Here is a 24,271-nt window from a genome sequence, read left to right on the forward strand (position 1 = left end):
ACGTCGACGCCAACACATCCTGTGTAAGTCCCGGAGGCGTGCCCTTTGCCGAGGAGGCTTCCGGACTGCCCGCGGAAAGCGAGCGCCTGGAGCGAAAATCAACGGATAATCAAAAGCTTAAACTACTTCTTTTGGTGAAGAACCTAAAAAAAATATATGATGTTAAATCTTTCCATGTTTTCCTTCCTCCATTGAATGGAATATGTAAGATGAGAACAAATATTGGAGGGATTTTTTTATGAGCAGTCAGGAGAAAAGCAATCAAGGATTTCCGGCACAGCATCAGGAGCGTCAGCCCGGAATTGAGACGGAAATGAGTCCAAACCCCGAATCCGTGAAATCCGAGTATAAAGGAAGCGGAAAATTAAAAGGCAAGACAGCGATTATTACCGGAGGCGACAGCGGGATTGGGAAATCCGTTGCCATTTATTATGCTAAAGAAGGAGCAGATGTAACAATCGTATACTTGGATGAGCATGATGACGCCCAAACAACGAAAGAGTTAGTGGAACAGGAAGGGCAAAAATGCCTTCTTCTCTCCGGTGATATTGGTGACGAAAGCTTTTGTAAAGAGGTTGTTGAGAAAACGGTTGGTGAATTCGGCACGGTAGATATACTTGTGAACAACGCTGCAGAACAGCATCCGCAAAAAAGCATTTTGGACATAACGGCCGAACAGCTTGAAAAAACCTACAGAACGAATATCTTTTCCATTTTCCATCTCACAAAAGCAGCCCTTCCACATATGCAAAAAGGAAGCAGCATCATCAATACCGCCTCAATTACGGCTTATCAAGGCAACCCGCAGCTGATTGATTACTCTTCCACGAAAGGTGCTATCGTTTCCTTCACGAGGGCTTTGTCCAATTCGATCGTCAAGGACGGCATACGTGTCAATGGTGTAGCGCCGGGGCCAATCTGGACCCCTCTCATTCCTTCTACATTCCCGGAGGATCAGGTAGCCAAGTTCGGTACAGACAGTCCAATGGGACGGGCAGGACAGCCTGAAGAACTCGCCCCGGCTTATGTATACCTCGGCAGTGACGACTCCTCCTATGTGAGCGGCCAGATTATCCATGTCAACGGCGGCAGCGTTGTGAATGGATAACTGTAATCGGAAAAAGCTTTCGCGATTTTTTTGCGGAAGCTTTTTTAATAGGCAGGTATTTTGCATAAAGATATGGAAAGATATTCTTGAAACAATTTAAAAACTAAGGCAGGTTAAAACGATGAAAAGAATGTTGCCTCACATTTATCTGGAAAATTGCAAGAATGCTCTAGACTACTATCAACGAGTATTTGGCGGAGAGATCAAAAATACCCAATTAGCGGACGGAATCGAAATGTTCAAGGGCCATGAAGGAAAATATATTCATGCGGAATTACATATTAATTCAACTTGTATCATTTATTTTGCTGATGTGTTTCAACCAGTTACAAACGGAACAAGTATCTGGCTAATGCTCGACTTGGAGACGGAAGATGAAATCAACAGGATTTATCAGGAATTAACTAGAACAGGTCAGGTGAAGATGGAGCTCCAAGATACATTTTGGAATTCAAGATACGGAGTTGTCACCGATAAATACGGTGTAACATGGGAGCTTAATTTATCCAAAGATCAATGAAAAAAAAGCGAAGAAAGATTTCACATTTTCTTCGCTTTCTATCTATGTCCCAGGGGGCATCCCTTTATGCTTTACGGCGTTTTGACCTTTTCCATACCAGGATGATGAATACAATAAATGCAGCATACACGACTCCCATAATTATGATATATGGAATATTCAAACCTGATTTATCAGCAAGGGCATACACTTCTGTCTTTTCGCGATCAAGAATGATGGTATAACTGTCTCCTTTGCTCCGGACAAGATCATTCTCAAGCAAGCCTCTCAATTCCTGATTCTTTGCTAAATCCCCTTCATTAAGGGTGACTGTCTGTGACTTCGACGTATTGTTTATGGCCACAACGACTGTTTCATCCTCGTAAGTCCGCTTGAAAACGGCCATGCCCGCTTTTTCATAAAGAAGTTCAAAATCTCCTCTTGTTAAGGACGGAAGCTGCTGTCTGAGTTCTCCTAGCTTGGTAATGTAATCGATTAACTCTTTTTCCGCCTTGAATGCCATCAACTGACGATTTTCCGGCACCTTATCACCGTTCATCGCGATTTCTGAGCCGTAATAAACGACCGGTATTCCCGGAACTGTATACAAGTAGGACAGCGCCATTCGCCAGCGCGTTCCAGGCTGTTGTTTGTTTAAAACAGCGTCGTTCGTGAAACGGGCCATCTCATGGTTGTCCATGAAGTTACCCATCAGTTCGGGTTTATCAAATAATGATTGGTTTCTATTATAAATAGAAAATAGACCGTCCGTGCTTTGATCCGGTTCCGTGAAAGCAGTCCTTAAATTCTCATTTAACGGATAATCTAGGAATCCGTCTATGCCTGTATTTTTATAACCCGAGATTGTTGCCGAATCATTGGAAAATACTTCACCCAACAAGTAAAAATCCTCTTTCTCGGATTTGACTGCTTTTGAAAAGTCACTCCAAAAGTCCTTTGGCACATAGTTCATCCCATCAAGGGTATAGCCATCAACCCCGGTCTCTGTTATCCACCATTTTGCTGCATCCAGCAAATAGCTCCTGACTTCCGGATTATTCTGGTTCAGGTCCGGTAAACCATCGATCCATGCAGACTCAATATCCTCTGAATTGTCAGGGTTTGTCACGTCCTTTTTTTCATGGAACCAGTCTTCTTTTTCAGGGTCACTCAGCCATGGATGATTTGGGCCTACATGATTGACAACAAACTCAGTCATCACTTTCATATCCCGCTTATGAGCTTCTTTTACGAGCTTCTTAAAATCTTCGATTGTTCCAAAATGCTCGTCAGTCTGATAATAATCGTTGATCCAGTAGCCATGATAGCCCCCGTCTTCATTATCAAATACTGGCGTCAGCGAGATGGCAGTATACCCCATATCCTTCATGTAATCCAGCTGTTCAACAATCCCTTTGAAATCACCGCCGTTATATGTATCCGGATCGTTAACGTCAACATCCTTAGCATTGCTTGTATCTCCATCGTTAAACCGGTCAATCATTAAAAAATAAATGACCTCGTCTTGCCACTTGCGTTCTTCTTTTTCAACAGCTCCTACGGGAAGGGCGTAAAAAAGAAGAAACGGAACCAAAACGAGTGACAGTACTCTTTTTCGCATGTCCGCTCCTCCTACTATACTTATCTACGCCTTTAAGATTAGCCGTTTGTAATCTGACCGTCAAACGAAATAACGAAATTTACCACATACTATGACAATTTAAAGAATTTTCCTGAAGTGAATGATCCCGTTTTCCTTATAAAAATGGAACTGTATAATGGATTAGAGAAAACATATTTTCTTCTCTCTAAAAATATATATTTACTTGTCTATTATTTAGATGCAAAACATGATGGGGTGGCTGACGACATGAAGAATAACCAAAAAGCAAAATTGACTCTGTTCGCCCTTACTTGGCCGATTTTCATCGAGATTTCCCTCCATATGCTGATGGGAAATGCCGATACACTCATGTTAAGCCAGTATTCCGATCAATCCGTTGCTGCTGTCGGTGTCGCCAATCAAATCCTGGCGCTAATCATCGTCATGTTCGGTTTTGTTGCCATTGGTTCTTCGGTTCTCGTAGCACAAAGCTTGGGGGCCAACAGGGAGGATGAAGCAGGCGCTGTCTCCGTCGTCTCCCTCGCAGCCAACCTCGTTTTTGGTTTGCTTTTAAGTGTTATATTAGTGATTTTCAGCAAGCCGCTGCTCCAGCTGATGGATTTGCCGGTTGAATTATTGGATGAAGCAGATGCCTATTTACGTATCGTCGGAGGTTTTTTGTTTATCCAGGCCTTGATCATGACTGCTGGCGCGATAATCAGAAGCTATGGGTTCACACGGGACGCCATGTTCGTAACCTTAGGAATGAACATCTTAAACATTATCGGAAACTATGTATTCATTTATGGTCCTTTTGGTCTTCCTGTCCTAGGCGTTGAGGGGGTTGCGATATCTACGGCAGTAAGCCGGTTCATCGGGTTTGTGGTCGTTCTATTTTTGCTGGTAAAACGGGTCCCCGAAGGCTTGCCGTTTAAGAAGATTTTTTCTCTGCCGTCCCGTCATATGAAAAATCTTCTTGCTATTGGCCTGCCTTCCGCGGGAGAGCATCTTTCCTATAACGGGTCGCAGATGGTCATTACCTATTTCATTACCATCATGGGTACCAATGCGCTGACAACCAAGGTATACGCCCAAAACCTGATGATGTTCATCTATCTATTTGCTGTTGCCATCGCCCAAGGGACAGAAATCCTGATTGGCCGCATGATTGGAGGAAAGAAATACGAAGAAGCCTATCATCGATGCCTGAGAAGTCTTAGGCTGGCGATGATCCTATCTACTTTGTTCGCGCTTATATTCTCTCTATTCTCCAAACCACTGTTATCCATATTCACCAGTAATCAAAGCATCATAGCGACGGGAAGTATCTTAATCTTGCTGACGATCATTCTGGAGCCCGGCCGCTCTTTAAACTTGGTGATTATAAATTCCTTGCGCGCTGCCGGCGATGTCAAATTCCCCGTTTATGTCGGTATCTTATCGATGTGGGGTGTGAGCGTCACGCTTGCCTATTTGCTCGGGATCAAACTTGGCCTTGGACTGATCGGAATTTGGATCGCTTTTGCTGCCGACGAATGGTTACGCGGCTTATTGATGTTGTGGAGATGGAAATCTAAAGTCTGGATGAAAAAGAGTTTTATCGTTCCTGCAGAAGCTAAAATAAACGAATAATAGGGACTGCCCACCAGTCCCTGTTTACTATGATTCGATTATTTGAATGTCATAGTCTTTAAACCAAACATGTATTTGTCCCAGGTGGGCAAGGAGCTGGGGCCCTGACATGAGCTGGCCGAACCATGGGATGTCGAAGGATTCCCCTTTGGATTCGATGACATCACGCAGCTTTTCTTTTTCAAAAAACTCATGAAGCGCAGAATTGCGATCAGTGATGATTTCCTTCAGCCAGGATTGGACTTTGTCTGTATAGGCCGGATTATGCGTTTTTGGGTACGGGCTTTTCTTCCGGTAGAGCACCTCCTGAGGCAAACTCCCCTCCAATGCTTTTCGAAGAATCCCCTTTTCCCTATTTCCAACCATCTTCATTTCCCATGGAATATTCCAGACATATTCAACAAGGCGGTGATCAGCAAACGGGACTCTTACCTCAAGACTCGCCCCCATACTCATCCGGTCTTTTCTGTCCAAGAGGGTTGTCATAAACCAAAGGATATTTAAATAAAATAACTCCCTGCGGTTTGCCGCTTCAGATGTTTCCCCTTCGAGCCTCGGTGTTTCCGCCACGGTTTGGGCGTATTTATCCTGTACGTATTCTTCCAGTTTTAATTTGTCCTGCCAGCCTTTCTTCAAAAGGGACACCCTCGCCTCTGTCGAACGCATCCACGGAAACCCTTTCCTGCTTAGATCATCTTTTCTGTGGAACCATGGATAGCCTCCAAATATTTCATCAGCGCATTCACCTGACAGGCCTACCGTGAAATCGTGTTTGATCTCCTTGCAAAACCAGAGCAGCGAGGAATCGATATCCGCCATTCCCGGTAAGTCTCTCACGTGAACCGCTTCAGTTAAATAATCGCCAAGGACTTCCTGTGAAATAATCGAACTATGATGGACGGTATCAAAGCCATCAGACATCATCTTTATCCACGGTCCATCAGAATTCGGCTGAAAATCATTCTCCTGAAAGAACAAATCGTTGTCTTGATAATCAATCGAATACGTATGAAGCCTGCCTTGACCTGCCTCCTTATAGCTTTTTGCGGCAATCGCCGTGATCGCGCTCGAATCCACTCCACCTGATAAAAATGTACAGAGCGGGACATCCGAAACAAGCTGTCTGGTGACTGCATCATTAACCAGAAAACGAACTTTTTCTGCCGTTTCCTCCAACGTGTCGGTATGCTCTTCACTTTTAACATTCCAGTAGCGCCATATTCGTAATCCTTGAGTCGCCGATAATGTTAAACCATGGGCGGGACGCAATTCTTGAATCCCGCGGAAAACCCCTGACCCCGGAGTGCGGGACGGTCCTAAGCCAAAAATCTCAGCAAGTCCATCCCGGCTAATTTCTGTCTTTACGTCCCGATGGGCTAAAATTGCTTTCATTTCTGATCCAAAAAGAAAGCCCCCTTCATGCTCCTTATAAAATAGCGGTTTAACACCCAATCTATCTCTTGCCATGAACAGCTTCTGCTCTTTCGCATCCCAAATCGCAAAAGCAAAAATCCCATTAAAAAAATCCACACACTTTTCTTTCCATTCGATGTAAGAAGTTAACAAAACTTCTGTATCACTATGGCCTTTAAAGGAATATCCTTTTAATAATAGTTCTTTTCGGATATCTTCCGTATTGTAAAGCTCGCCATTATAACACAGTATGAACTTGCGGTCGTGATTTTGCTTCAGCATCGGCTGGCTGCCGCCCTCAGGATCTACGACAGTCAGACGCTTGTGACCAAAAGCCACGTGAGTGTCGGCCCATACATTTGATTGATCGGGACCGCGTTTCGCCAATGTTTCCGTCATTTTTTCCACTACTTCTATTTCACTGGCAACATTTTTCCGGAAGTCGACCCATCCCGTAATCCCACACATAAGTTATCATCCTTTCTGAACCCGATAATAAAAAATCCACCAGTACGCACTCGTTTAAGAAAAGATGAGCAAAGTAGTTTTTTGTATAAATTAGCCTATGCAGAAAAAAAAGATGGTTAATTGTCCCGGTAATAAAAATTAAGGAGTTATATTTTCCTTGGAAATTGTCAAAGAAGTAGGTGAGGCATACCACTTTTTGGAGGGTCTAATATATGAGTCAGCAGCATAGAGATAAACTTTTCAACCGCCAAACCAGGGCATTTTCAGAAGGAACGGTGGAATACATTAATCACCAATGGATATTCTTTGATAATGAAACCGATGAAGCGTCTTCCTTTGAGGATTATCTACAGCGTGATATCGAGGTATTTAGAGGAAACCGCTGGCGCAAAGGCTGCATCGAGGAAAATGGTGCTGTTAAACATAACAATCAGCTGATTCACCTGCAGGATGGCGAACAGATTCGCATCCGAAAACAACTTATTTATTCATTTGAAAGGTTGCTCGACGAACTGAATAATGATTCTTTCTTTCAGTTTGTTACCACCTTGAATTCACTCGATTTCTCCGTATATGACTGCATATACAGCTATAACCAGCTCACCTTCCTGCGGGAAACCGCGACCCAGTCAGGCGTCAACTTCTTTGTTTTCGATAATGGCCTCCTGCTTTGTTCCGTCCAGCATCACTTTTGCTATTCGGAAAATGAGCATGACCGCTTTGAATTCACTCTGAATACGGGTAAGCGAATTGTTATTGAAAAACTGAATTCGCAGCCATCATGAGAAAAAAGAGACCCCTGATAATAGTTGTTTGCTGGGATCCCCATAAACAAAGCACCGTCAAATTTTGACGATGCTTTACTTTTAAGCAAATGGTTGAAAACCTTGCGGCAAGGATAGTCCGAGATATAGTACAGCTACAAAGGCAACGACAAACACTGCCCATAAAGCTCCTGTGCTTTTTCCTTTTTTAGAACGCACCAGGATCATTTCCATCGCTCCAATGACGATGATGCCGATAATCATCTTAAGTGCATAATATCCAAAGTCGCTGCCGATTAATGCGAAACCGGTAAGGATGATCAACACATAAAAAAGGCGCAGGATCATATGTACAATTTTAAAGCCTTTTGCATCCTTATTCATAGACACTGCTACAAAAAAGAGAATCAGGGCGACTACCCAGGTCGTGATATGAATATGAGTCATGCCTTCCATGTTAAAATTCCTCCTAAATCAATAATCTCCTACATCATATCATAGACAATTATGGAAAAACAAAATTTAAAATTGCTCTATTCGATACTGTTAACGAGCGTCCCAATTTTTTCAACGGTGATTTCGACGGAATCGCCGGATTGAAGAAATTTAGGTGGATTGAATCCTTTACCCACTCCCGCAGGTGTGCCGGTGGCGATGATATCGCCTGGCTCAAGGGTCATTCCCTTTGAAACCACGGCAATAATCTCTTCAACAGGGAAAATGAAGTTTTCCGTACTGGACTTCTGCCGAATTTCTCCATTCACCTTTGTTTCGATTTGAAGCTGGTTCGGGTCAGCAATCTCCGATTTATGGACAATAACGGGACCCATCGGACATGACCCATCCAGACTTTTCCCAAGCAAGAACTGCTTATGCTTAGCCTGCATGTCACGGGCTGTCACATCATTGATAATCGTATATCCAAACACATAATCCAACGCGTCTTCCTTATTGATGGCCCGGCCGGTTTTTCCGATTACAACGGCAAGCTCGCCTTCATAATCCAATTGATCGGTAACTCCCTGATGATTCGGGATTGCCGTATTATGTCCAATCACTGTTGTCGGCACCTTCGAAAACAGCATGACATGCTCAGGGATGTCCGCTTCGCTTCCAAGTTCGATCGCATGTTCCGCATAGTTTTTTCCGACACAGAAAATGTTTTTCGCTGGACGGGGAATCGGTGCTTTCCATTCGAAATCTGCTTCAGTGATAAAAAGCGAAGCATCGTCAGCTGATTGAAAAAGCCTGTTTGCTTTTTCGATAAAACTTTCTCCCTCCTGAATGCACTCCAGAAGCGTCGCGGGAAAGGATAGCGACGGGTCGCCGATTCTTTCAGCAGCTTCGTGAAGAAGTAAAAAATTTGTTTGATTTTGGCTTGACATGACAATTTTATTTTCACCGTTGACCTGGACTGTTGCAAATTTCATTATTATTCCACTCCTTCATCTATTCGCTAGCTCCTCTGTTTGCCGTATTATGTCTATACTTGCGGCAAATCTATTAGTCTTTTCAGAAATTCGTCTACCTGTCTCCTGTTTTTTAACACAATGATGTTCTTGCCTGACAGATTTGATATCCTCTTTTTTATGCCAGGTGCCTTTTTCCTATTGAAAGTAAAGACATAACTTAAAAACTCCCAATCTAGTTTTTCGGGACATCCATAAGCCATGTCATGCCTCGTCTTCCCGTGGTATTGAAATCTCCGCTTAATAATTCTATACAGACAGATGGTAGTCGGAAATTCAAGATATATGACCGTATCGGCATTTGCAAACCTGTTATCTATCGTCCGGCTATAGTGCCCATCAATAATCCATGAATCTCCTCCGATAAGATCCTCGTGTTTTGCCTGCCATTTTTCCCGCGGCATCTCCACCCAGCCAGGCAGCCAAAAGTGTGCGTCCAGATGGATGGCAGGAATGTGCAGGATTTCAGATAATCTTTTTGCCAACGTAGATTTCCCCGCTCCCGGGCAGCCCAGTATCATAATCGTCTTCAACGCTGGCCCCCTTTTCCATGCGCACTTCTTCTTATCGCAGGCTTTTTCCCATACGTAAACATCCGCCATACATACTCAACAGGACCCATCAGGAAATATGCTAGCCAGTATTTGCTGGCCAGCATCTGGATCACAAAAGTTCCTCCAACAAGTACCAAACCCGTTGAGAAAGAGACCCGGCCGTATAAGCCTAAGCCGTATGAGTAAAAAATCAGAGTCCCAATTATCGATTGAATCAGATAATTGCTCATCGAAAGTCTGCCAACATACGAAAACGGAAGCATAACCTTATGGACGAGATTTCTTTGCAGCAGCAGCGTAATCGCCGTTATATAAAACAGGGAAAGCAAGGGCCCTCCGAACGTGTCCTGCAAAAAGACCGTCGCATAGTTATTGGCAGTCAGATAAGGAATCAGCTTAACCAGCAAGCCAAGTACTAGAGAGACGGCCATGATGATGCGTAAATGTTTTCGGTAAATACCGGGCCGTTCCAGCAGCCGCAGCTTCGCAAAGCCCCCTCCAATCAAAAACAGCGGGAATATCGATAAAAACAATAAGACTGCACTCGCCAGGTTATTTACAGCGTACCAGTCATCGAATCTCTGGCGCATGATTTCGATAAATGTTCCGTTTCGATACACTTCCATCGATTGCCTGACTGCCTCATGATCTATAGGAATCTCCAGTCCACCCATTTCAAATACCTGTGCCGCGATCATAAGCATCGCCAGCATAAGGAAGGGAATAAGATAAATAAGCGAGCCTAAAATCAACAGTAACCTGCCGCTCATCTTATAAAACAGAATGAAAATAAAGCCGAATAACGCATAATTAATCAGAATATCCCCATGCCAGATGAAAAAAGCGTGAATGCAGCCAATTAGCAGCAAGGCCAGCATCCTTCTCGAAAAGAGAACCGGAAACGATTGGCCCCGCTTGTTGACTCTTTCAGCAAAGAGGATGCCTCCGAAGCCGAATAAAAAGGCGAATAACGGATAAAAGCTTGCCTGGGCAAAGATATCTGTAAAAATATATAGCATTCGATCCGGGTTGTCAGTCCACCAAGTCAATGGATTTATGTATAAAAACGGCGTATGGAAAGAAGGCATATTCACAAGCAAGATTCCCAATAACGAAAACCCTCTTAGAATATCGATGCTGACTATCCTGTCGGCTTCCTGCACATTATTCATCGTCACAACTCCCGGTCCGTTCGATTTACGATTATTATACTAAATAGTCGATGTCTTCAAAAGTGCCACAAGTTCCTTGCAAAATATAGGCCAGCGCTCGTAAATATGAGGCGCCGCTCATAGATACAAAGTGCTTCCTTTATTTTATTTAAAAAAACTGCCCTTAACTAAAAAGAGCAGTTTTCTGTATTGTTTCAGTTAATGAATCGCTCGGTTTTCCCTTTGGCGTTCCAATATTCATTCCGAAGGTGAACCTTTTGGATTTTCCCGGAGGCTGTTTTTGGAAGCTCACCCACTAACGTCACGCCTGTGATTGCTTTAAAGTGAGCCAATTTCTCTCTGGAGAAAGCAATAATTTCCTCTTCGCTTATAGCTTGGTTTTCTCTTAATACGACATAGGCGTGCGGTGTTTCTCCCCATTTCTCATGAGGGACGGCGATGACAGCCGCTTCTAATATTCCCGGGTGCTCATACAAGGCCCCTTCTACTTCGATTGAGGAAATATTCTCCCCGCCACTAATGATAATATCCTTCTTTCGGTCGACGATATCGATATGTCCGTATTCATCCACCGTCCCCATATCTCCCGTGTGAAGCCACCCGTTTCTGATCGTCTCCATTGTTGCTTCTTCATTTTTCCAATACCCTTTCATGACGCCATGGCTTCTTACAATCACTTCACCAATTTCTTTTCCGTCATGGACTACCTCTTCTCCATTTTCGTTCATCACTTTTACATCAGATCCAATCATTGGATGCCCCGCCTTCGCTTTCATCCTATACTGCTCTTTAAGCGGAAGATCTGCAAACTGTGAGCGAATCGCCGAAACCAGGCTCAACGGGGTTGATTCGGTCATTCCGTATACCTGGACGAATTCCCAGCCTAATTCTTTTTCCACCCTTGTCACGAAAGCTGGCGGCGGTGCAGAACCCGCAATCACGACACGCACCTCCTGTTCCATTACAGGTACATTCTTTTCATAATACTGCAGCAGTGAATTCAATACCGTTGGAGCCATATGCAAGACAGATACTTTATGAGCTTCCAACGCTGTAAAAATAGCTTCCGGTGTCGCTTTTTTCAGGCAAATATGGATCGCTCCATTCGCTGTATAGTAAAAGGGCGAGCCCCATCCATTCACATGGAACATTGGCAGGACATGGAGGTAAACATCCCGGTCGCTTACGCGTAAATGATGCATGGTACTTAACGCATGCAGATAGTTATTACGATGTGTCAGCATAACCCCTTTTGGATTGCCTGTCGTGCCGCTTGTGTAAAGCAGGCTGCAGACATCATTTTCATCGAGGTCTGCTCGATTGAATGAGGCAGCGGGATACCTTGCCAGCCATTCATTGTAATCGGTTTCATTTGTATCCCTCTCTTTATAATGAACAATAATATGCTCGACGGTCTCAAGTTGGTCTTTAACAGGCCAAATCAGGTGGTACATATCCTGGTCAACAAGTAGAACCTTTGATTCACTATGGTTCAAGATAAATAAATAATCTTCAGGCGTTAAACGAATATTGAGCGGCACCATAATGGCTCCAAGCTGGAAAATTCCATAGAATCCCTCAAGCATTTCAACCGTGTTCGGTGCCAAATAGGCAACCCTGTCCCCTTTTTCCACTCCCAGGTCCCTTAAACCGTGTGAAAGCTGATTGACTCTTTCGTTTAATTCCCGATATGTAAACACCCTTTCATCGCAAAATACCGCTTGCTTATCTCCGTATAAAGAAACGGCTCTGTCCAAAAATTCCGTCAACACTAAAGGTACATTCATATTCTTCACCTCAGTTAAAGTTTAAAAATTCTAAATTATTTTTATACTAGCATATCACTTATTAAATAAACAGTAACTTACATACTGTTAATTTTTTTGTATTTAAAAAAGGCGAAACCTGTTAGTTTCGCCTTTTCCATCATTCATTCATTTCAAGTAAATGTGCCCCATCAAAGAAAAATAAATATTGTTCGTTCACCTTTTTCTTCAAAATGCCTTCAATGGCACGTGTATAAAGTTGAAGCTGTAAGCGGTATCTGTCCGCGAGAATGTCTCTTGCTCCTTCGAATCCATTTGCAAACCGGTCTGTGATCGCATCTGTTTTATAATCCAGGAGAACAAGAGTCCCCTGCTCGTCTTCAAAAATACAATCGATAATTCCCTGAACCATAATAAGCTCTTCGCCCTTCTTCCAGTCATTATAGACTTCATTTGCCGGCAATGGCATCGTAAACGGCATTTCCCTCCTGACGGAAGAAGCTTGTTGCATCCGCCGGCCGATATCACTTTCAAAGAAACGTACAACCACCGAGGTATCGACAGCTTTTTTTTGTTCCTCTGTTATCAACTCGCGCTTAAGCAAGTCTTCAACCACTTCATCCACGGTAGTTTCCGTGACAGGCTTCTTCACATCGATATGCTGCATAATCAGATGCGTGATTGTTCCTTTTTCGGCAGGGGTCAATGCCTTTTCCTGCATAAAAGCCGGTCTTGTCAAAATCGGTCGCTTGAATTTACGAAGCAGCTCTGTCGAACTTTGATCATCTTTGAGTTCAGCCTGCCGCTTCAATTCAGACACCGATTGCTTGGAACGATGAACGGATGCGTCCTTATTGGAGTAACTCCAGCTTAATTGTTCGAGAATCTTTCCTTTATATTGTGATTCCGAGTCTACTCTCTCCGCATTCCTTACGGATTCTAAAAGCTTTTCTTGTTCTATTGCCTCTTCATCCTCCACCGCTTGCAATTCCGCATTTGGAACTACTTGGATCTGCCAGTTGGAAGGATGGGCAGAAATTTCTTCATTGCGCTGGAACACGGTATTCTGATTTTCGATTAAACCGCTGCTGTCACGGTGTCGAATCACTGCCGGACCTATCCAGTCCATATAGCTTTTGGCACCTGCCCGGACATAGTCCTTTAACAGCCAATCGCCATGCGCGGAACTTGCTGACCAATTCTGCAGGCTTTTTTCCGAATCTTTAACAGTCCCGATCAAGTACAATTTTTCTTTTGCCCTTGTTAAGGCAACGTAGAGCACACGCATCTCCTCAGCTATCATTTCCAGCTGTTTTTTCCTTTTGAAAGCTAGTTGAGGTAGCGATGGATAGGTGATCCGCAACTCGGGATTGACATATTTGGAAGCGAAGCCGAAATCTTTATCTAATAAATAGGATTTCCTGATATCCATCATATTAAATTGCTTCGAAAGCCCAGCAATGAAGACAACGGGGAACTCAAGTCCTTTGGATGAGTGAATCGTCATCAGCCGGACCACATCCTCCTGCTCGCCAAGTGCTCTTGCAGCTCCGAGGTCATCTCCCCGCTCCTGCATTCTTTCGATGAAGCGCAAGAAACGGAACAAACCGCGGAAGGAGCTGGCTTCGTATTGCCTTGCGCGATCATATAAGGCCCTCAGGTTTGCCTGACGTTGTTTCCCTCCCGGCATGCCGCCAGCAAAATCATAAAATCCCGTCTCACGATAAAGCTGCCAAATTAAATCTGAAAGTGACTCCTGTATCGCCAGTTGTCTCCACTGGGCCAGTTTGCGATTGAATGATACTACCTTTTCATGGAATCCGGCATATTCAGCGGGATCAGCATTTCTGCAAAAATCAGCCATCGCATCATAATAGGTCTCGGAATTAAATAGCCGGATTTGTGCTAATTCCTCTTCGTTGAGGCCGACAATCGGTGAGCGAAGCACGGAAACGAGCGGGATATCCTGCTGCGGGTTATCGATCACCTTCAGCAAAGAAATCATGATCGCTACTTCAGTGGCCTCAAAATAGCCTGTTGATAAATTAGCATACACAGGAATGCCTTGTTTCTTAAACTCTTCCATAATCTGCGGAGCCCACGGCATTGAACGCAGCAGAATGACAATGTCACGGTATGTGATGGAACGGTATGTGCCTATTTTCGCATCAAATATTTGCTGTTTTTCCTGAATCGCTTTTTTAATGAGCTTACCCATCATTCTCGCTTCCAACTGAGCGTTTTCCAGTTCCTCAGTATCAAATACCGCATCAGCTGTATCTCCCTCATCCTCCGATGCAAGAGCAGTCGTTTCTTCTTCATTGCTACTGTTATCAATCAGATAAAGTTCGATTGGATAAGAGGTTTCCTCCGGATAGGATGCTCCCTTTTTTAACTCAGCATCATCATTATACTCAATCTCCCCCACAGTAACTCCCATCAGCTGCTTAAACAAAAAGTTCGTGCCATCCAGAACTTCTTTTCGGCTCCGGAAATTTCGGTTCAAATCGATCCTGAGGCCGGTGTCTTTGCCATCATGCATGAAGCGTGTGTATTTGCCGAGAAACAGATTTGGTTCCGCCAGACGGAAGCGGTAAATCGATTGCTTCACGTCACCAACCATAAACATGTTCCCGCTGTCTTCGCCATCCGCTGTCACCAATTTCAAAATGGACTCCTGCACAAGATTTGTATCCTGGTACTCATCGACGAGCACCTCTTTAAATAGGCTACGGTACTCTTTTGCTGCGATAGACGGAATCCTTACAGATCCGGCGTATTCACCGGTTAGAATATCGAGGCAATAATGCTCCAAATCTGAAAAATCAACGAGATTCTTTTCTGCTTTAGCCGCAAAGAAACGTTCATCGAATTGCTTAACAAGCATGACAAGCGTTTCGGCATAGTTTTTAAGCTCACGGATCTCGCGAATAAAACTCTCCGGTTTTCTCAAGAACAGCTCGCTTCTCAATGTTTCAAGCATTTTCTTTGCCTTGTTGCGATGTTTTGTCGCTAATTCAACGAGATCTTGGTTGTAATCATCTCCGGAACAGCGCTTGGCGGTTGAGAATTTCCAAGCTTGCATCTCCTCGTACATCTTACTCCACGACTGTTGATTGGCCTGATATAGCCGCTCAATAATTGCTAAATCATCCAGATAGTTTTCAGCCCTTGGTGCAGGCCCTCCCGGTACTTCCGTAAGATCCATCGCCTGCTGCAATAAATCCTTTGCCGCCTCCAATTGCAGTTCAATGTCAAAAGTGAGAGCGTCGAGAAAAAATAGATCTTCGATTCGAGCATCTTCTTTCACATCGTACATTCCAATAAGATTATCAAGCCATTGATCCGGGGTGGGATGCGACCTTGAAAAATCATGGAGCGAGCGTACCATGATTTGCAATGCTGCGTCGTTCCGGTCGCTGGTATAGGCATCCACCAGCTTAAAGAAAGGTTCATTATCACTTTGGCTGTAATGCTCCTCGAACAAGTCTTCCATCACTTCATCGCGGAGCAGTTCTGCTTCTGTAGAGTCGGCAATCCGGAACCCGGGGTCGATTTCAGTCAGATAATAATACTTTCTTATAACCTCCAGGCAAAACGAGTGAAGTGTCGAAATCGAGGCCCGGTTAATGAGACTCAATTGCTTTCGTAAATGCTGGGAATGCGGATTTTCATTGATTGCTTTTTCCAGCGCTTCTCCGATTCTGTGCTTCATTTCCGCTGCGGAAGCGTTAGTAAAGGTCACGACGAGCAATTCGTCTACATTCATCGGTTCCTCTTCCGATAGAACCTTTTGAATAATCCGGTTGACAAGCACGGCTGTTTTCCCAGATCCAGCAGCTGCCGCTACGAGAATATCCTGGTCTTTCGCCCAGATTGCTTTCCACTGATCCTCTGTCCAGGTAACGTCCGCCGGCTTTGCCGGAATCATTGTTTTACTCATTCAACAGCAGCCTCCTTCCGCAAGATCTCCAATACATCATCCTGTTTTCTTGGTGTTAAGATTCTAAACTGGTTATCTTCCAGTGTCTGATCGAATTGGCAGACCGATTTGAAAGAACAAAACGTACACGGGATCTTATCTTTTAATTTATAAGGCTTGATATCAACCTTTCCGTCAATGATTGACTCTCCAGCATCCTGATACATAGTTCGGACGTGATTTTTCAAAAGCGAGAACTCTTCCATGCTCGCAATCTTTGATTTTGATTGTAAGCTGCCGTCCTTTTTAAAACCGGCCGGGATCATTTCAGACTGACCGGTTTCAAGAGATTGGTCCATGAGCTGGATCACATTTGGATCGCCGAGCAATAGCCCTTTCATCTTGAAGCTTTTATAAATCGCTTTTTCGATTTCATCAAGGCCGAGCATTCCGTTACTTTTCACGACCGGATTATGAACGTGGAAATACAGGGCGCCTGCAGGGAAAGCCTCTTTGCCTACTAATGAACGCGAGTGGGTAATCACGATATCGAGGTAGGTAAGCATCTGGAGGGCAAGCCCGTAATAGACTTCACTAGCGTTCAAATCCTTTTCACTGGACTTGTAATCAAGCACCCTCAAGTAGACGCTGTCGTTTTCTTCCGCTTTATCGACGCGGTCGATTCTCCCGATCAGTTCCATCTTTGTACCGTTTTTCAAAGTAAAGGAAAGCGGTGGCAATTGACCGCCCTTTCCGAATCCAAGTTCAAGGCCAACCGGCGAGAAGCCGCTGTTTTTTGCATGCTCGCTCAGCACCATGGATGCCCGTCCAATCACATCCTCAAGCTTTCTCCGCAAGTAGTGATGGCGGTTTGTGCTCAGCAGGATTTCATTATGGAGTTTCGGGGCAAGTCTATCCACTGCTTCTTTCGCAAGCTGGAGGCACTGACTCTTTGTCAGCGATGCCCAGGAAATATTCTGGTCACGTAAATAATCCGAAATCAGCTTAAGCGCACCATGGAACATCTCTCCGATATCTGGTGCATCAAGCCGGAATACTTTCCGTTCCTGAAGCTTCAACCCGTGGGCTGCATAATGTGCAAATGCACAGCTGTTGAACATTTCCATACGTGAAACGCTCGCCGTAATATTTTCCCCGTATATTTTCGTGCTCGTATCCATGGATAATTTCTTCGCCTTGTTTTGATAAAATAAGCTTGATAGCACTTGTTCTGCTTTTGGCTTAAGGATGTCGTTATCCATATATGCATTGTATACATCCCACCAAAGCGGATGGATTGGATAATTTCTTTTTTTCAGCTGCAGCTGGGCCGTTAAATAGGATAAAGCGACATCATAATTAGCGGCATACTCTGCCTGCAGGGATGCCGTCAAATCCGACGGGTCGCCCGTATAAACATTTTCCTGCAGATTCGGAAGCACTTCTCTTATTCTCTTAATATAAGAAGACGGTAATAGTGATTTTCCTTCTTCATCAGCAAGAGGATATGAGAGATAGAGCTGTTTGGAAGGAGTCATAAAAGCCTTGTAGGCCGTAAACTCCTCATCCATCAGCCGGATAATGGAACTTGGCGCAACCTCCAGGCCTGCCTGCGTGAGCTTCTCTCTGTCACGATCAGAAAAAATGCCGTCAGCGCTTGCTTTCCCCGGTAATACCCCTTCTGTCAAACCAATCACAAACGCCGCCTTTATATCATCCAGACGCGATTGGTCAAGATTTGCCACCAGTACCTGGTCAATCGCCGGAGGGACGAGTGAAAATTTCATCGACTCTATGCCGGTCTCAATAATTGTTGAAAACTGCTTCAAGGTGATCGGCTCATCACCCAGCATTTCAACAAATTGGTCCAACAGCTTCACCACCGCATTCCAGACCTGTTCATGCTGACGGGCTGAGACCAAATCGCCTTCATCTTCCGCTTCGAATTTCCATTTATCGAGTTTTTCCGGAATATGCAATTCTTCAAGGTACAAATATAGAGCTTCACAATATTCCCTTCCGCTCCTAACCCGTTTCAGGCGGCGCGACAAGCGGAGAATCGGTTCGGTGAAAAGCTGCTTCAGTTCATTCAGTTCGTCCTCTGTACGCTTTTCCTTATCCGTCTGTATCCGTTCATCAAGCTCGAGCCCACGTAATCTCCTATAGATCCAGCGCTCCTTGGAGGTCCATTTAGTACCTTTGATTCCCCGGGACAGCACATAGTTTTCAAGCCTGTCCACCTGCTCTCTCATACTATTTTGATTCTGGTCAATCGGATAGAGAAGCTCTGTTTTAATAGAACGGAAAACCGGTTCATATCTCCAATTCGCAAGCAGGATCTCAAGCGTGGAACGAATCAATTCTATTAATGGATGATTCAGCATCGAACGCTTCGTATCAATGAAAATGGGAATCTGGAAATCCCGGAAAACCGTTTGGATGATATCATGGTAGGAATCACCATTACGCACTAAAATCGCAATGTCTTTCCAGCGGTAATTTTCTTCACGGACCAGTCTTAAAATCGTGCGCGCCGTTCCTTCAATCTCTGACCGTCGATTCACCGCAGGGGATAGAGTAACAGCGGTTTCCTCCAAGAATGTCCGGGCGGGGCGGATTGCAAAGTTCGCTTCGAGATGCTGTAAAGCCGGACTTTGGGCGAATCGTTTCGGGCTGGACAGGATGATATCTTCTTCACAGGAAATTCCGAGCCGTTCCGCCGCACTATAAATACTGTGATAGAGTCCGGCTGTTTGCCGGAAAAGATCCAGGTTTTCGGGCTGATTGTGTCTATAAGGCTGATCGAGTGTCAATGACACCGTTACACCTTTGCTTAGCCTCATTAATTCTTCAACAACGCGCAATTCCTGGGGCGTCAGACTGTAAAAACCGTCAATGTAAATCTCGGCTGCTGCGATATAAGGAGAATCGGCCATCTTTTCAACTAACAACTTAAAATAATCCTCTGAATCTAAATATTTTCCGACTAATTCATCCTCAAAAGCCTGATAGATGATTTCAAGATCATGGAGCTTATTTTCCAGTCCCCCATTCATTTCTTTATCCGTCTGCAGGGCCGGGTCTCCCATGAACTCCCTGATTTCTTCTGGATTGATGCAGTAGCGTTTAAATTCCGTCAGCATTTCTTCGAGCTGGGCAATAAAGCCTTGCTTTTCAGAAGAACGGCGGAACATTTTCAAGTCATCTTTCTTCTCTTCAATAATCTTGCGGATCAGCATGTTCACCCCGACACTATCGAGATGGATTCGGCTCATCCCGCCGGTTTCTTGCAGCACGCGCCACGCAAGCCGGGTAAAGCTGTACACCTGGGAACGGATCATGCCAGCGAGTCCTGGTGTTGTAATCAATTTATATTCAGACAAAAACGTCATTTGTTCAGGAACAAGGTAAATGATCGGATTTCCTTCCGCACTTTCCTGTAACTTGCCGCGGATTTCATCAAGAATTCTTGTTGTTTTTCCCGTCCCGGATCTTCCGAGTAAAAAACGGAGTGACATACTTTTTCCTCCTTCATCCCGCTTTGCAGGCTGATAAAACGGCCTGAGCGAACGAATTCCTTACATCCTATCATATCAGAAATCCCGACATTTTTTTATTAGACGCAGGTTGTTATTAATATCCATAGGTATATTCTACTGCTTCCTCACCCAAAACGCAATCATACGTTCGCCTTCCTTTTATAAAGAAAACTCGTCAATTGACGAGCCCTAAGGCGGAGATTAGACGTAGCTGAGGCCCACAGGACGTGGCGCACTTAGTCTGTGATTTTGCTTTATGCATAAAGAAAAGTTTATACTTTCCTTTATGCCAAAAAACCCGGCCTATTAGCCGGGTTAAGTGCCTCTGAAATTTGTATTGAACTTGTTCAAAGGCCAATATCGCACATCGACCTTGCCTACGATCTCATCGATCGAAATAAATCCGAAATGCCTGCTGTCCATACTCCCGAACCGGTTATCGCCCATGACGAACAATTTTCCGTCCGGTACTTTTTGAGAATTTGTTAACTCTCCCAGAGTAAAATCGCCGGTGAGGTTCTGTCCGGGAAACGGCTTGAATGGCTTTAAGTATGGCTCTTGATAGTTCACACCGCTTACGTACAGCGAATCATCCTCATAGATTATTGTATCCCCCGGAAGCCCAATCACTCTTTTGACATAGTCTTCTCTATCATTTGCATGAAAAACAATAATATCAAAAAGGCGAATGTCCTGGATTTGATACCCTATCTTATTCACGACAAGTTTGTTTCCATCCTGCAATGTGGGCTGCATGGATTTCCCATCCACTTCATAGCTGGAAAAGAAAAAGGTTCGGATACAAATGAATAACACAAAAGCAATCACACCGGCTTTAAACCATTCCAGAAAGAGGTTTTTACGCTTAGCTGCCATTCTTTCAGCCTCCAATGTATAGAGCCTGGTTGATTTTGATTGGATATGATTATCCATTCTCTCTTTTCATGCTCTTATTTAATCTTATCTCAATTCTTTTCCCAACATACCAGAGTATCATAATAATGACTATAACAATGACAGTTCTTATTGGCTGATTGATCAGTGAAACAATATCGTATCCGACAAAACTGATTGTAAAAATCATCACCATTTTCCCCGCCATAACAGCTAATCCGTATTGCCACGGGCTTATTTTCGAAAGCCCGGCTACAATATTAACGATTGCCGAGGGTGTGAATGGAAAGCATAGCAATAAAAATAATGGACCGAATCCATGACGGTCAACCCAATTCATCAGCTTTTGAACCTGTTTATGCTTATGCAGGAATTTGAGCATCCGCTTTTGGCCGTATTTGCGAAAAATAAAGAAAACAATCATCGAGCCGGTTACCGCTCCAATCCACGAAAACAAAAATCCAAACCATAGACCGAAAGCACTGGCATTTGCCAACACAAAAACGACGAGCGGCAAGAAAGGCAAAAATGCTTCAAGCATAGGCAACAATATGCCAGGAATGGGTCCAAAAGACCGGTATTGCTGGATAAGCTCCAATATATTCTCAAGTGTAAACCATTCTCGCAGTCCGTCAAAATCCATAATAATCTCCTTAGGCAGGCCGTCTTATCCGTATACAGAAAACGGTACATATTCTTGTCCTATTTCTTACCCTTAATTATTAGATATATCACGTTGCATTGAAAATGCAAGCATTAATCTGCTTTTCTACAGAAAAGCTATATTTAATCATTTCCCTTTTCCATGGAATCATAATCTTTTTTATGGAAATTCACGCAACAGGCTTGCACAACAACCATTTTTTAATTACTATAGAACAAACGTTCTCTTTTTGATACATCCTACATATAATCATTAGAGTTCCGTCAAGAAAGGAGGAAGCAGCATGACCCGCATTCCCGAGCAGGACTGTGACATCATCGAACAATCCATCTATCTCCCGATGGTCATCACCATTTTGAACCGGGACAGGACGATTATTGAGAAAAGTCCGTTAAAATTGCCGCAACCGTATCTGGACATGGTTGAGGATGCCCTTAAGACGGTCCAAAGAGAACTGGCCAATGTAAGGAAATATTTACGCAAGGAAAATATAAAAGTGAGTGAACTGAAGCGGGATGACACATTTACCGTATATTGCTTCATATATAAGGGGTATGAGGAACGCCACAATTATTTCAATCTGCGGCTGCGCAACCGGGTGGAGGAACTGTTAGTTTATTTTTTATATAAGAGGCTGATCCCTGATGAAACACAAAATGCCCTTCTCCAATGAGAAAGGCAACAGGCAGGACCCACCATTAGTGATCTTCCTTGTACTTTCTGAATTTCGCTGTTTTCTCAGATGCTGCATGCGAATGCAGGTAAAAGTATTTTCGTTCTGTTTCTTCAATTCTCTGGATTAGCTTATCTTTCAGGAAAACGGTCCTCATGTATTGATTTTCAAAAGAGCTTGTTGAAATAGGCAAATCCACCTGCTGATGATTTTTGAATGTAACGGATGTATGGGACATATCCACTCGGCTGAATCTTTCAATATGTTCTAGTGAGACCCATATGCAATGGGGACGCAAAGGAGAAGTTGTGGGAAAGAAAAACATGGAGCTTGTCGGATTAATCGCAATCGGCGCCTTATGTGTAACGCCGATCAGCTGCCGTGTTCCCTCTTTCCTGCCTTCATAACTGACTCCGAAATAATGACAGCTTTTTTTAATGATGTCGATGGGCTTAAAGGGGGATATGTATTCATCATCCAGCTCAACAATATGCGAATACGTTTTACTGCCATACGTTATTGGGCTAATTAATAGGGTGTAAGGAGTAATTTCATATTCTTCAATTAAATGTGGTTTCTCATCCTTCATATAAGGGTTCTCCTTTCCTAATTACCTTTTCAACTTCCATTTTATTCCTCATTCTACCATAAAATACCCAAAGAAAACAAAATATTTATAATTTTCCCAACATCCTGTCACTTTAAATCTGACCTTGTCATTAAAATTTTAAAAAAATAAATATTTTAAATATTCCGTTGATTTTATATATCAAAATCCCATATAATAATAAAAAGGTGTCAGGGGTGGATTTCATGAAAAATGAGAAATCATATTCAGAGTTGGTAAAGTCTTATGCGATGAACAAAAGTAAAAAAGATGTCTACCTGAAGGAACTGCTGATTGACATGATTATTCACGAGTCCGTTCTTACCTATAAAAAGACACAGCTAGGGCGGCAGATTGATGAAGCCTTGGACGCAAAAGATAAGAAGCAATTCGACCTGTTAAGTAATGAATGGAATGAAGTTAACAAAATGTTTGGCACTTAAAATAACCTGATGAACACGCCACTAATCAAAAAAATCCTCCTGATAACCATCAGGAGGATTTTTTCCGGAACAGCCTACGCCTTGTGGAAGGAGCCCATGACCTCGGTTGTTTCGGTAATGTTCACGAAGGCATCAGGATCTATTTCATTTATCATTGTTTTCACATCGGTAAGCTGATAGCGGGTAATGACGGTCATGAGGATTTTCCGCCCTTCTCCCGAATAAGCCCCTTCCCCGTCCATAATGGTAATTCCCCGGTATAAATTAGCAAGCAACTTCGCCTTCATCTCTTCCCCATTCTTTGTGACAATCATCAAGGTAAGCTTAATATGGTTCGTATGGATTGTATCGATAACCTTCCCTGTTGCATAAATGGCAACAAGCGTATTCAAAGCTGCATCCCAATTAAACACAAAGCCTGACAAGACAACGACGACAGCGTTCATTGCTGAAATGAGCGCACCCAGTGGAAAGTCCCTTTTTTTCGTTAACAGCATGGCAATGATGTCAAAGCCCCCGGATGAACCCGACGCCCGGAATATCAGACCGATGCCAATACCGGTTAATACCCCGCCAAACAGAGAGGACAAGATCGGTTCTGTGCTAATGGCCTGAACAGGTATCACATACAAGCTGACCGATAGCACAACGACAGATAGGATTGTGTAACTGATGAATCGTTTCCCCAGCTTTAATACCCCGAGGATTAAGAGAGGGAGATTCAACAGGAAATTCAAGATCCCCGTATTAAACGGTGTCAGGATTCCGAGCATGATGGCAATCCCGCTCAATCCACTGCTCAAAATGTGATGGGGAATCAGAAATAAATTGTAGGCCCCACCAACAATGAGGGAGCCTGTAATGATCGTGAGTATTCTGTACATTGACTAACTCCTTCAAAACGAACTAAAACTCAAATTTATTATAAAAGAGAATTCACGAAGAAAAAAAGTAATTGTTTATTCAGATAATATATAAACTCCCATCTCTAATTTACATAAAAAAACGCCTTGGTTTAGTGTTTGAACTATGACCCGAATAATGGACACTTAAAAAAGTCTCTTATTCGGGTTTTTTGTAT

General features: G+C 43.6%; 20 protein-coding genes. 7 read left to right on the plus strand and 13 right to left on the minus strand.

Features of this window, described 5'->3' with window-relative positions; translation table 11 throughout:
• The 3 genes from D0463_RS19675 to D0463_RS07255 all read left to right on the plus strand — a co-directional run.
• On the plus strand, positions 1 to 242 hold a 242-nt coding region (locus tag D0463_RS19675), incomplete at its 5' end, for a hypothetical protein (protein WP_216824889.1).
• The gene (locus tag D0463_RS07250) at positions 239 to 1,108 is read left to right on the plus strand and encodes an SDR family oxidoreductase (protein WP_117306683.1); all 870 of its coding nucleotides are present in this window, start codon (positions 239 to 241) and stop codon (positions 1,106 to 1,108) included. The genes D0463_RS19675 and D0463_RS07250, both read left to right, overlap by 4 nt.
• Positions 1,109 to 1,229: 121 nt before the next feature.
• A complete protein-coding gene (locus tag D0463_RS07255; RefSeq protein WP_117306685.1) occupies positions 1,230 to 1,628 on the plus strand; it encodes a VOC family protein in 399 nt (132 codons plus the stop codon).
• A gap of 64 nt (positions 1,629 to 1,692) precedes the next feature.
• Here the strand turns inward: D0463_RS07255 and D0463_RS07260 are convergent, their stop codons facing one another.
• Positions 1,693 to 3,228, minus strand: a complete 1,536-nt coding sequence (locus tag D0463_RS07260; protein WP_117306688.1) for an alpha-amylase family glycosyl hydrolase — start codon at positions 3,226 to 3,228, stop codon at positions 1,693 to 1,695.
• A gap of 249 nt (positions 3,229 to 3,477) precedes the next feature.
• Here D0463_RS07260 and D0463_RS07265 point away from each other — a divergent pair, with 249 nt between their 5' ends.
• On the plus strand, positions 3,478 to 4,842 hold the full coding sequence (locus tag D0463_RS07265; protein WP_117306720.1) for an MATE family efflux transporter: 1,365 nt from the start codon (positions 3,478 to 3,480) through the stop codon (positions 4,840 to 4,842).
• A 27-nt stretch (positions 4,843 to 4,869) separates the two neighbouring features.
• Here D0463_RS07265 and asnB read toward each other — a convergent pair whose 3' ends face one another.
• Positions 4,870 to 6,723 (minus strand): asparagine synthase (glutamine-hydrolyzing), encoded by a 1,854-nt coding sequence (asnB, locus tag D0463_RS07270; protein WP_117306690.1) that lies wholly within the window; start codon positions 6,721 to 6,723, stop codon positions 4,870 to 4,872.
• A gap of 212 nt (positions 6,724 to 6,935) precedes the next feature.
• Between asnB and D0463_RS07275 the strand changes: the two genes are divergently transcribed.
• Positions 6,936 to 7,508 carry a DUF2777 family protein gene (locus tag D0463_RS07275; protein ID WP_117306692.1) on the plus strand — a complete coding sequence of 191 codons (573 nt, stop codon included), beginning with the start codon at positions 6,936 to 6,938 and terminating at the stop codon, positions 7,506 to 7,508.
• 81 nt (positions 7,509 to 7,589) lie between these two features.
• Here the strand turns inward: D0463_RS07275 and D0463_RS07280 are convergent, their stop codons facing one another.
• The 9 genes from D0463_RS07280 to D0463_RS07320 all read right to left on the minus strand — a co-directional run bounded on the left by D0463_RS07280 (position 7,590) and on the right by D0463_RS07320 (position 21,446).
• Positions 7,590 to 7,934, minus strand: a complete 345-nt coding sequence (locus D0463_RS07280; RefSeq protein WP_117306723.1) for a YisL family protein — start codon at positions 7,932 to 7,934, stop codon at positions 7,590 to 7,592.
• 86 nt (positions 7,935 to 8,020) lie between these two features.
• The gene (locus D0463_RS07285; RefSeq protein WP_117306694.1) at positions 8,021 to 8,917 is read right to left on the minus strand and encodes a fumarylacetoacetate hydrolase family protein; all 897 of its coding nucleotides are present in this window, start codon (positions 8,915 to 8,917) and stop codon (positions 8,021 to 8,023) included.
• Positions 8,918 to 8,970: 53 nt separating this feature from the next.
• The gene (locus D0463_RS07290; RefSeq protein ID WP_117306696.1) at positions 8,971 to 9,489 is read right to left on the minus strand and encodes a DNA topology modulation protein; all 519 of its coding nucleotides are present in this window, start codon (positions 9,487 to 9,489) and stop codon (positions 8,971 to 8,973) included.
• Entirely contained in the window at positions 9,486 to 10,682 is a 1,197-nt protein-coding gene (locus tag D0463_RS07295) for a DUF418 domain-containing protein (protein WP_117306698.1), read from the minus strand. The genes D0463_RS07290 and D0463_RS07295 overlap by 4 nt, the downstream gene beginning before the upstream one ends.
• A gap of 194 nt (positions 10,683 to 10,876) precedes the next feature.
• Positions 10,877 to 12,469: a long-chain-fatty-acid--CoA ligase gene (locus D0463_RS07300; RefSeq protein ID WP_117306700.1), complete on the minus strand. Its 1,593-nt coding sequence runs from the start codon at positions 12,467 to 12,469 to the stop codon at positions 10,877 to 10,879.
• 139 nt (positions 12,470 to 12,608) lie between these two features.
• Entirely contained in the window at positions 12,609 to 16,391 is a 3,783-nt protein-coding gene (gene addA / locus D0463_RS07305; protein WP_117306702.1) for a helicase-exonuclease AddAB subunit AddA, read from the minus strand.
• On the minus strand, positions 16,388 to 19,888 hold the full coding sequence (gene addB, locus D0463_RS07310; protein WP_117306704.1) for a helicase-exonuclease AddAB subunit AddB: 3,501 nt from the start codon (positions 19,886 to 19,888) through the stop codon (positions 16,388 to 16,390). Before addB ends, addA begins: the two co-directional genes overlap by 4 nt.
• Positions 19,889 to 20,224: 336 nt before the next feature.
• Positions 20,225 to 20,785: a signal peptidase I gene (gene lepB / locus D0463_RS07315; RefSeq protein WP_117306706.1), complete on the minus strand. Its 561-nt coding sequence runs from the start codon at positions 20,783 to 20,785 to the stop codon at positions 20,225 to 20,227.
• A gap of 49 nt (positions 20,786 to 20,834) precedes the next feature.
• Entirely contained in the window at positions 20,835 to 21,446 is a 612-nt protein-coding gene (locus tag D0463_RS07320; protein WP_117306708.1) for a TVP38/TMEM64 family protein, read from the minus strand.
• Between the two features lie 304 nt (positions 21,447 to 21,750).
• Between D0463_RS07320 and D0463_RS07325 the strand changes: the two genes are divergently transcribed.
• Positions 21,751 to 22,140, plus strand: a complete 390-nt coding sequence (locus D0463_RS07325) for a YhjD family protein (protein WP_117306710.1) — start codon at positions 21,751 to 21,753, stop codon at positions 22,138 to 22,140.
• 25 nt (positions 22,141 to 22,165) lie between these two features.
• Here the strand turns inward: D0463_RS07325 and D0463_RS07330 are convergent, their stop codons facing one another.
• Positions 22,166 to 22,729 (minus strand): competence protein ComK, encoded by a 564-nt coding sequence (locus tag D0463_RS07330; RefSeq protein WP_117306712.1) that lies wholly within the window; start codon positions 22,727 to 22,729, stop codon positions 22,166 to 22,168.
• Between the two features lie 224 nt (positions 22,730 to 22,953).
• On the opposite strand from D0463_RS07330, the gene D0463_RS07335 reads away from it, so the two are divergent.
• Positions 22,954 to 23,190: an IDEAL domain-containing protein gene (locus D0463_RS07335; RefSeq protein ID WP_117306715.1), complete on the plus strand. Its 237-nt coding sequence runs from the start codon at positions 22,954 to 22,956 to the stop codon at positions 23,188 to 23,190.
• 74 nt (positions 23,191 to 23,264) lie between these two features.
• On the opposite strand, the gene D0463_RS07340 is transcribed toward D0463_RS07335, so the two are convergent.
• Positions 23,265 to 24,074 (minus strand): YitT family protein, encoded by an 810-nt coding sequence (locus D0463_RS07340; RefSeq protein ID WP_117306718.1) that lies wholly within the window; start codon positions 24,072 to 24,074, stop codon positions 23,265 to 23,267.
• Between the last annotated feature and the right edge of the window lie 197 nt (positions 24,075 to 24,271).

Source organism: Bacillus sp. V59.32b (assembly GCF_003429085.1).
Lineage (GTDB): Bacteria > Bacillota > Bacilli > Bacillales > DSM-1321 > Peribacillus.

Bases quoted from the DNA above. Each gene is read 5' to 3' on its own strand.
- D0463_RS07285 (WP_117306694.1), bottom strand. From the start codon at position 8,917: ATGAAATTTGCAACAGTCCAGGTCAACGGTGAAAATAAAATTGTCATG.
- D0463_RS07300 (WP_117306700.1), bottom strand. From the start codon at position 12,469: ATGAATGTACCTTTAGTGTTGACGGAATTTTTGGACAGAGCCGTTTCT.
- D0463_RS07320 (WP_117306708.1), bottom strand. From the start codon at position 21,446: ATGGATTTTGACGGACTGCGAGAATGGTTTACACTTGAGAATATATTG.
- D0463_RS07265 (WP_117306720.1), top strand. From the start codon at position 3,478: ATGAAGAATAACCAAAAAGCAAAATTGACTCTGTTCGCCCTTACTTGG.
- addA (WP_117306702.1), bottom strand. From the start codon at position 16,391: ATGAGTAAAACAATGATTCCGGCAAAGCCGGCGGACGTTACCTGGACA.
- D0463_RS07255 (WP_117306685.1), top strand. From the start codon at position 1,230: ATGAAAAGAATGTTGCCTCACATTTATCTGGAAAATTGCAAGAATGCT.
- D0463_RS07295 (WP_117306698.1), bottom strand. From the start codon at position 10,682: ATGAATAATGTGCAGGAAGCCGACAGGATAGTCAGCATCGATATTCTA.
- lepB (WP_117306706.1), bottom strand. From the start codon at position 20,785: ATGGCAGCTAAGCGTAAAAACCTCTTTCTGGAATGGTTTAAAGCCGGT.
- D0463_RS07325 (WP_117306710.1), top strand. From the start codon at position 21,751: ATGACCCGCATTCCCGAGCAGGACTGTGACATCATCGAACAATCCATC.
- D0463_RS07260 (WP_117306688.1), bottom strand. From the start codon at position 3,228: ATGCGAAAAAGAGTACTGTCACTCGTTTTGGTTCCGTTTCTTCTTTTT.
- D0463_RS07340 (WP_117306718.1), bottom strand. From the start codon at position 24,074: ATGTACAGAATACTCACGATCATTACAGGCTCCCTCATTGTTGGTGGG.
- addB (WP_117306704.1), bottom strand. From the start codon at position 19,888: ATGTCACTCCGTTTTTTACTCGGAAGATCCGGGACGGGAAAAACAACA.
- D0463_RS07275 (WP_117306692.1), top strand. From the start codon at position 6,936: ATGAGTCAGCAGCATAGAGATAAACTTTTCAACCGCCAAACCAGGGCA.
- asnB (WP_117306690.1), bottom strand. From the start codon at position 6,723: ATGTGTGGGATTACGGGATGGGTCGACTTCCGGAAAAATGTTGCCAGT.
- D0463_RS07335 (WP_117306715.1), top strand. From the start codon at position 22,954: ATGAAAAATGAGAAATCATATTCAGAGTTGGTAAAGTCTTATGCGATG.
- D0463_RS07280 (WP_117306723.1), bottom strand. From the start codon at position 7,934: ATGACTCATATTCATATCACGACCTGGGTAGTCGCCCTGATTCTCTTT.
- D0463_RS07250 (WP_117306683.1), top strand. From the start codon at position 239: ATGAGCAGTCAGGAGAAAAGCAATCAAGGATTTCCGGCACAGCATCAG.
- D0463_RS07330 (WP_117306712.1), bottom strand. From the start codon at position 22,729: ATGAAGGATGAGAAACCACATTTAATTGAAGAATATGAAATTACTCCT.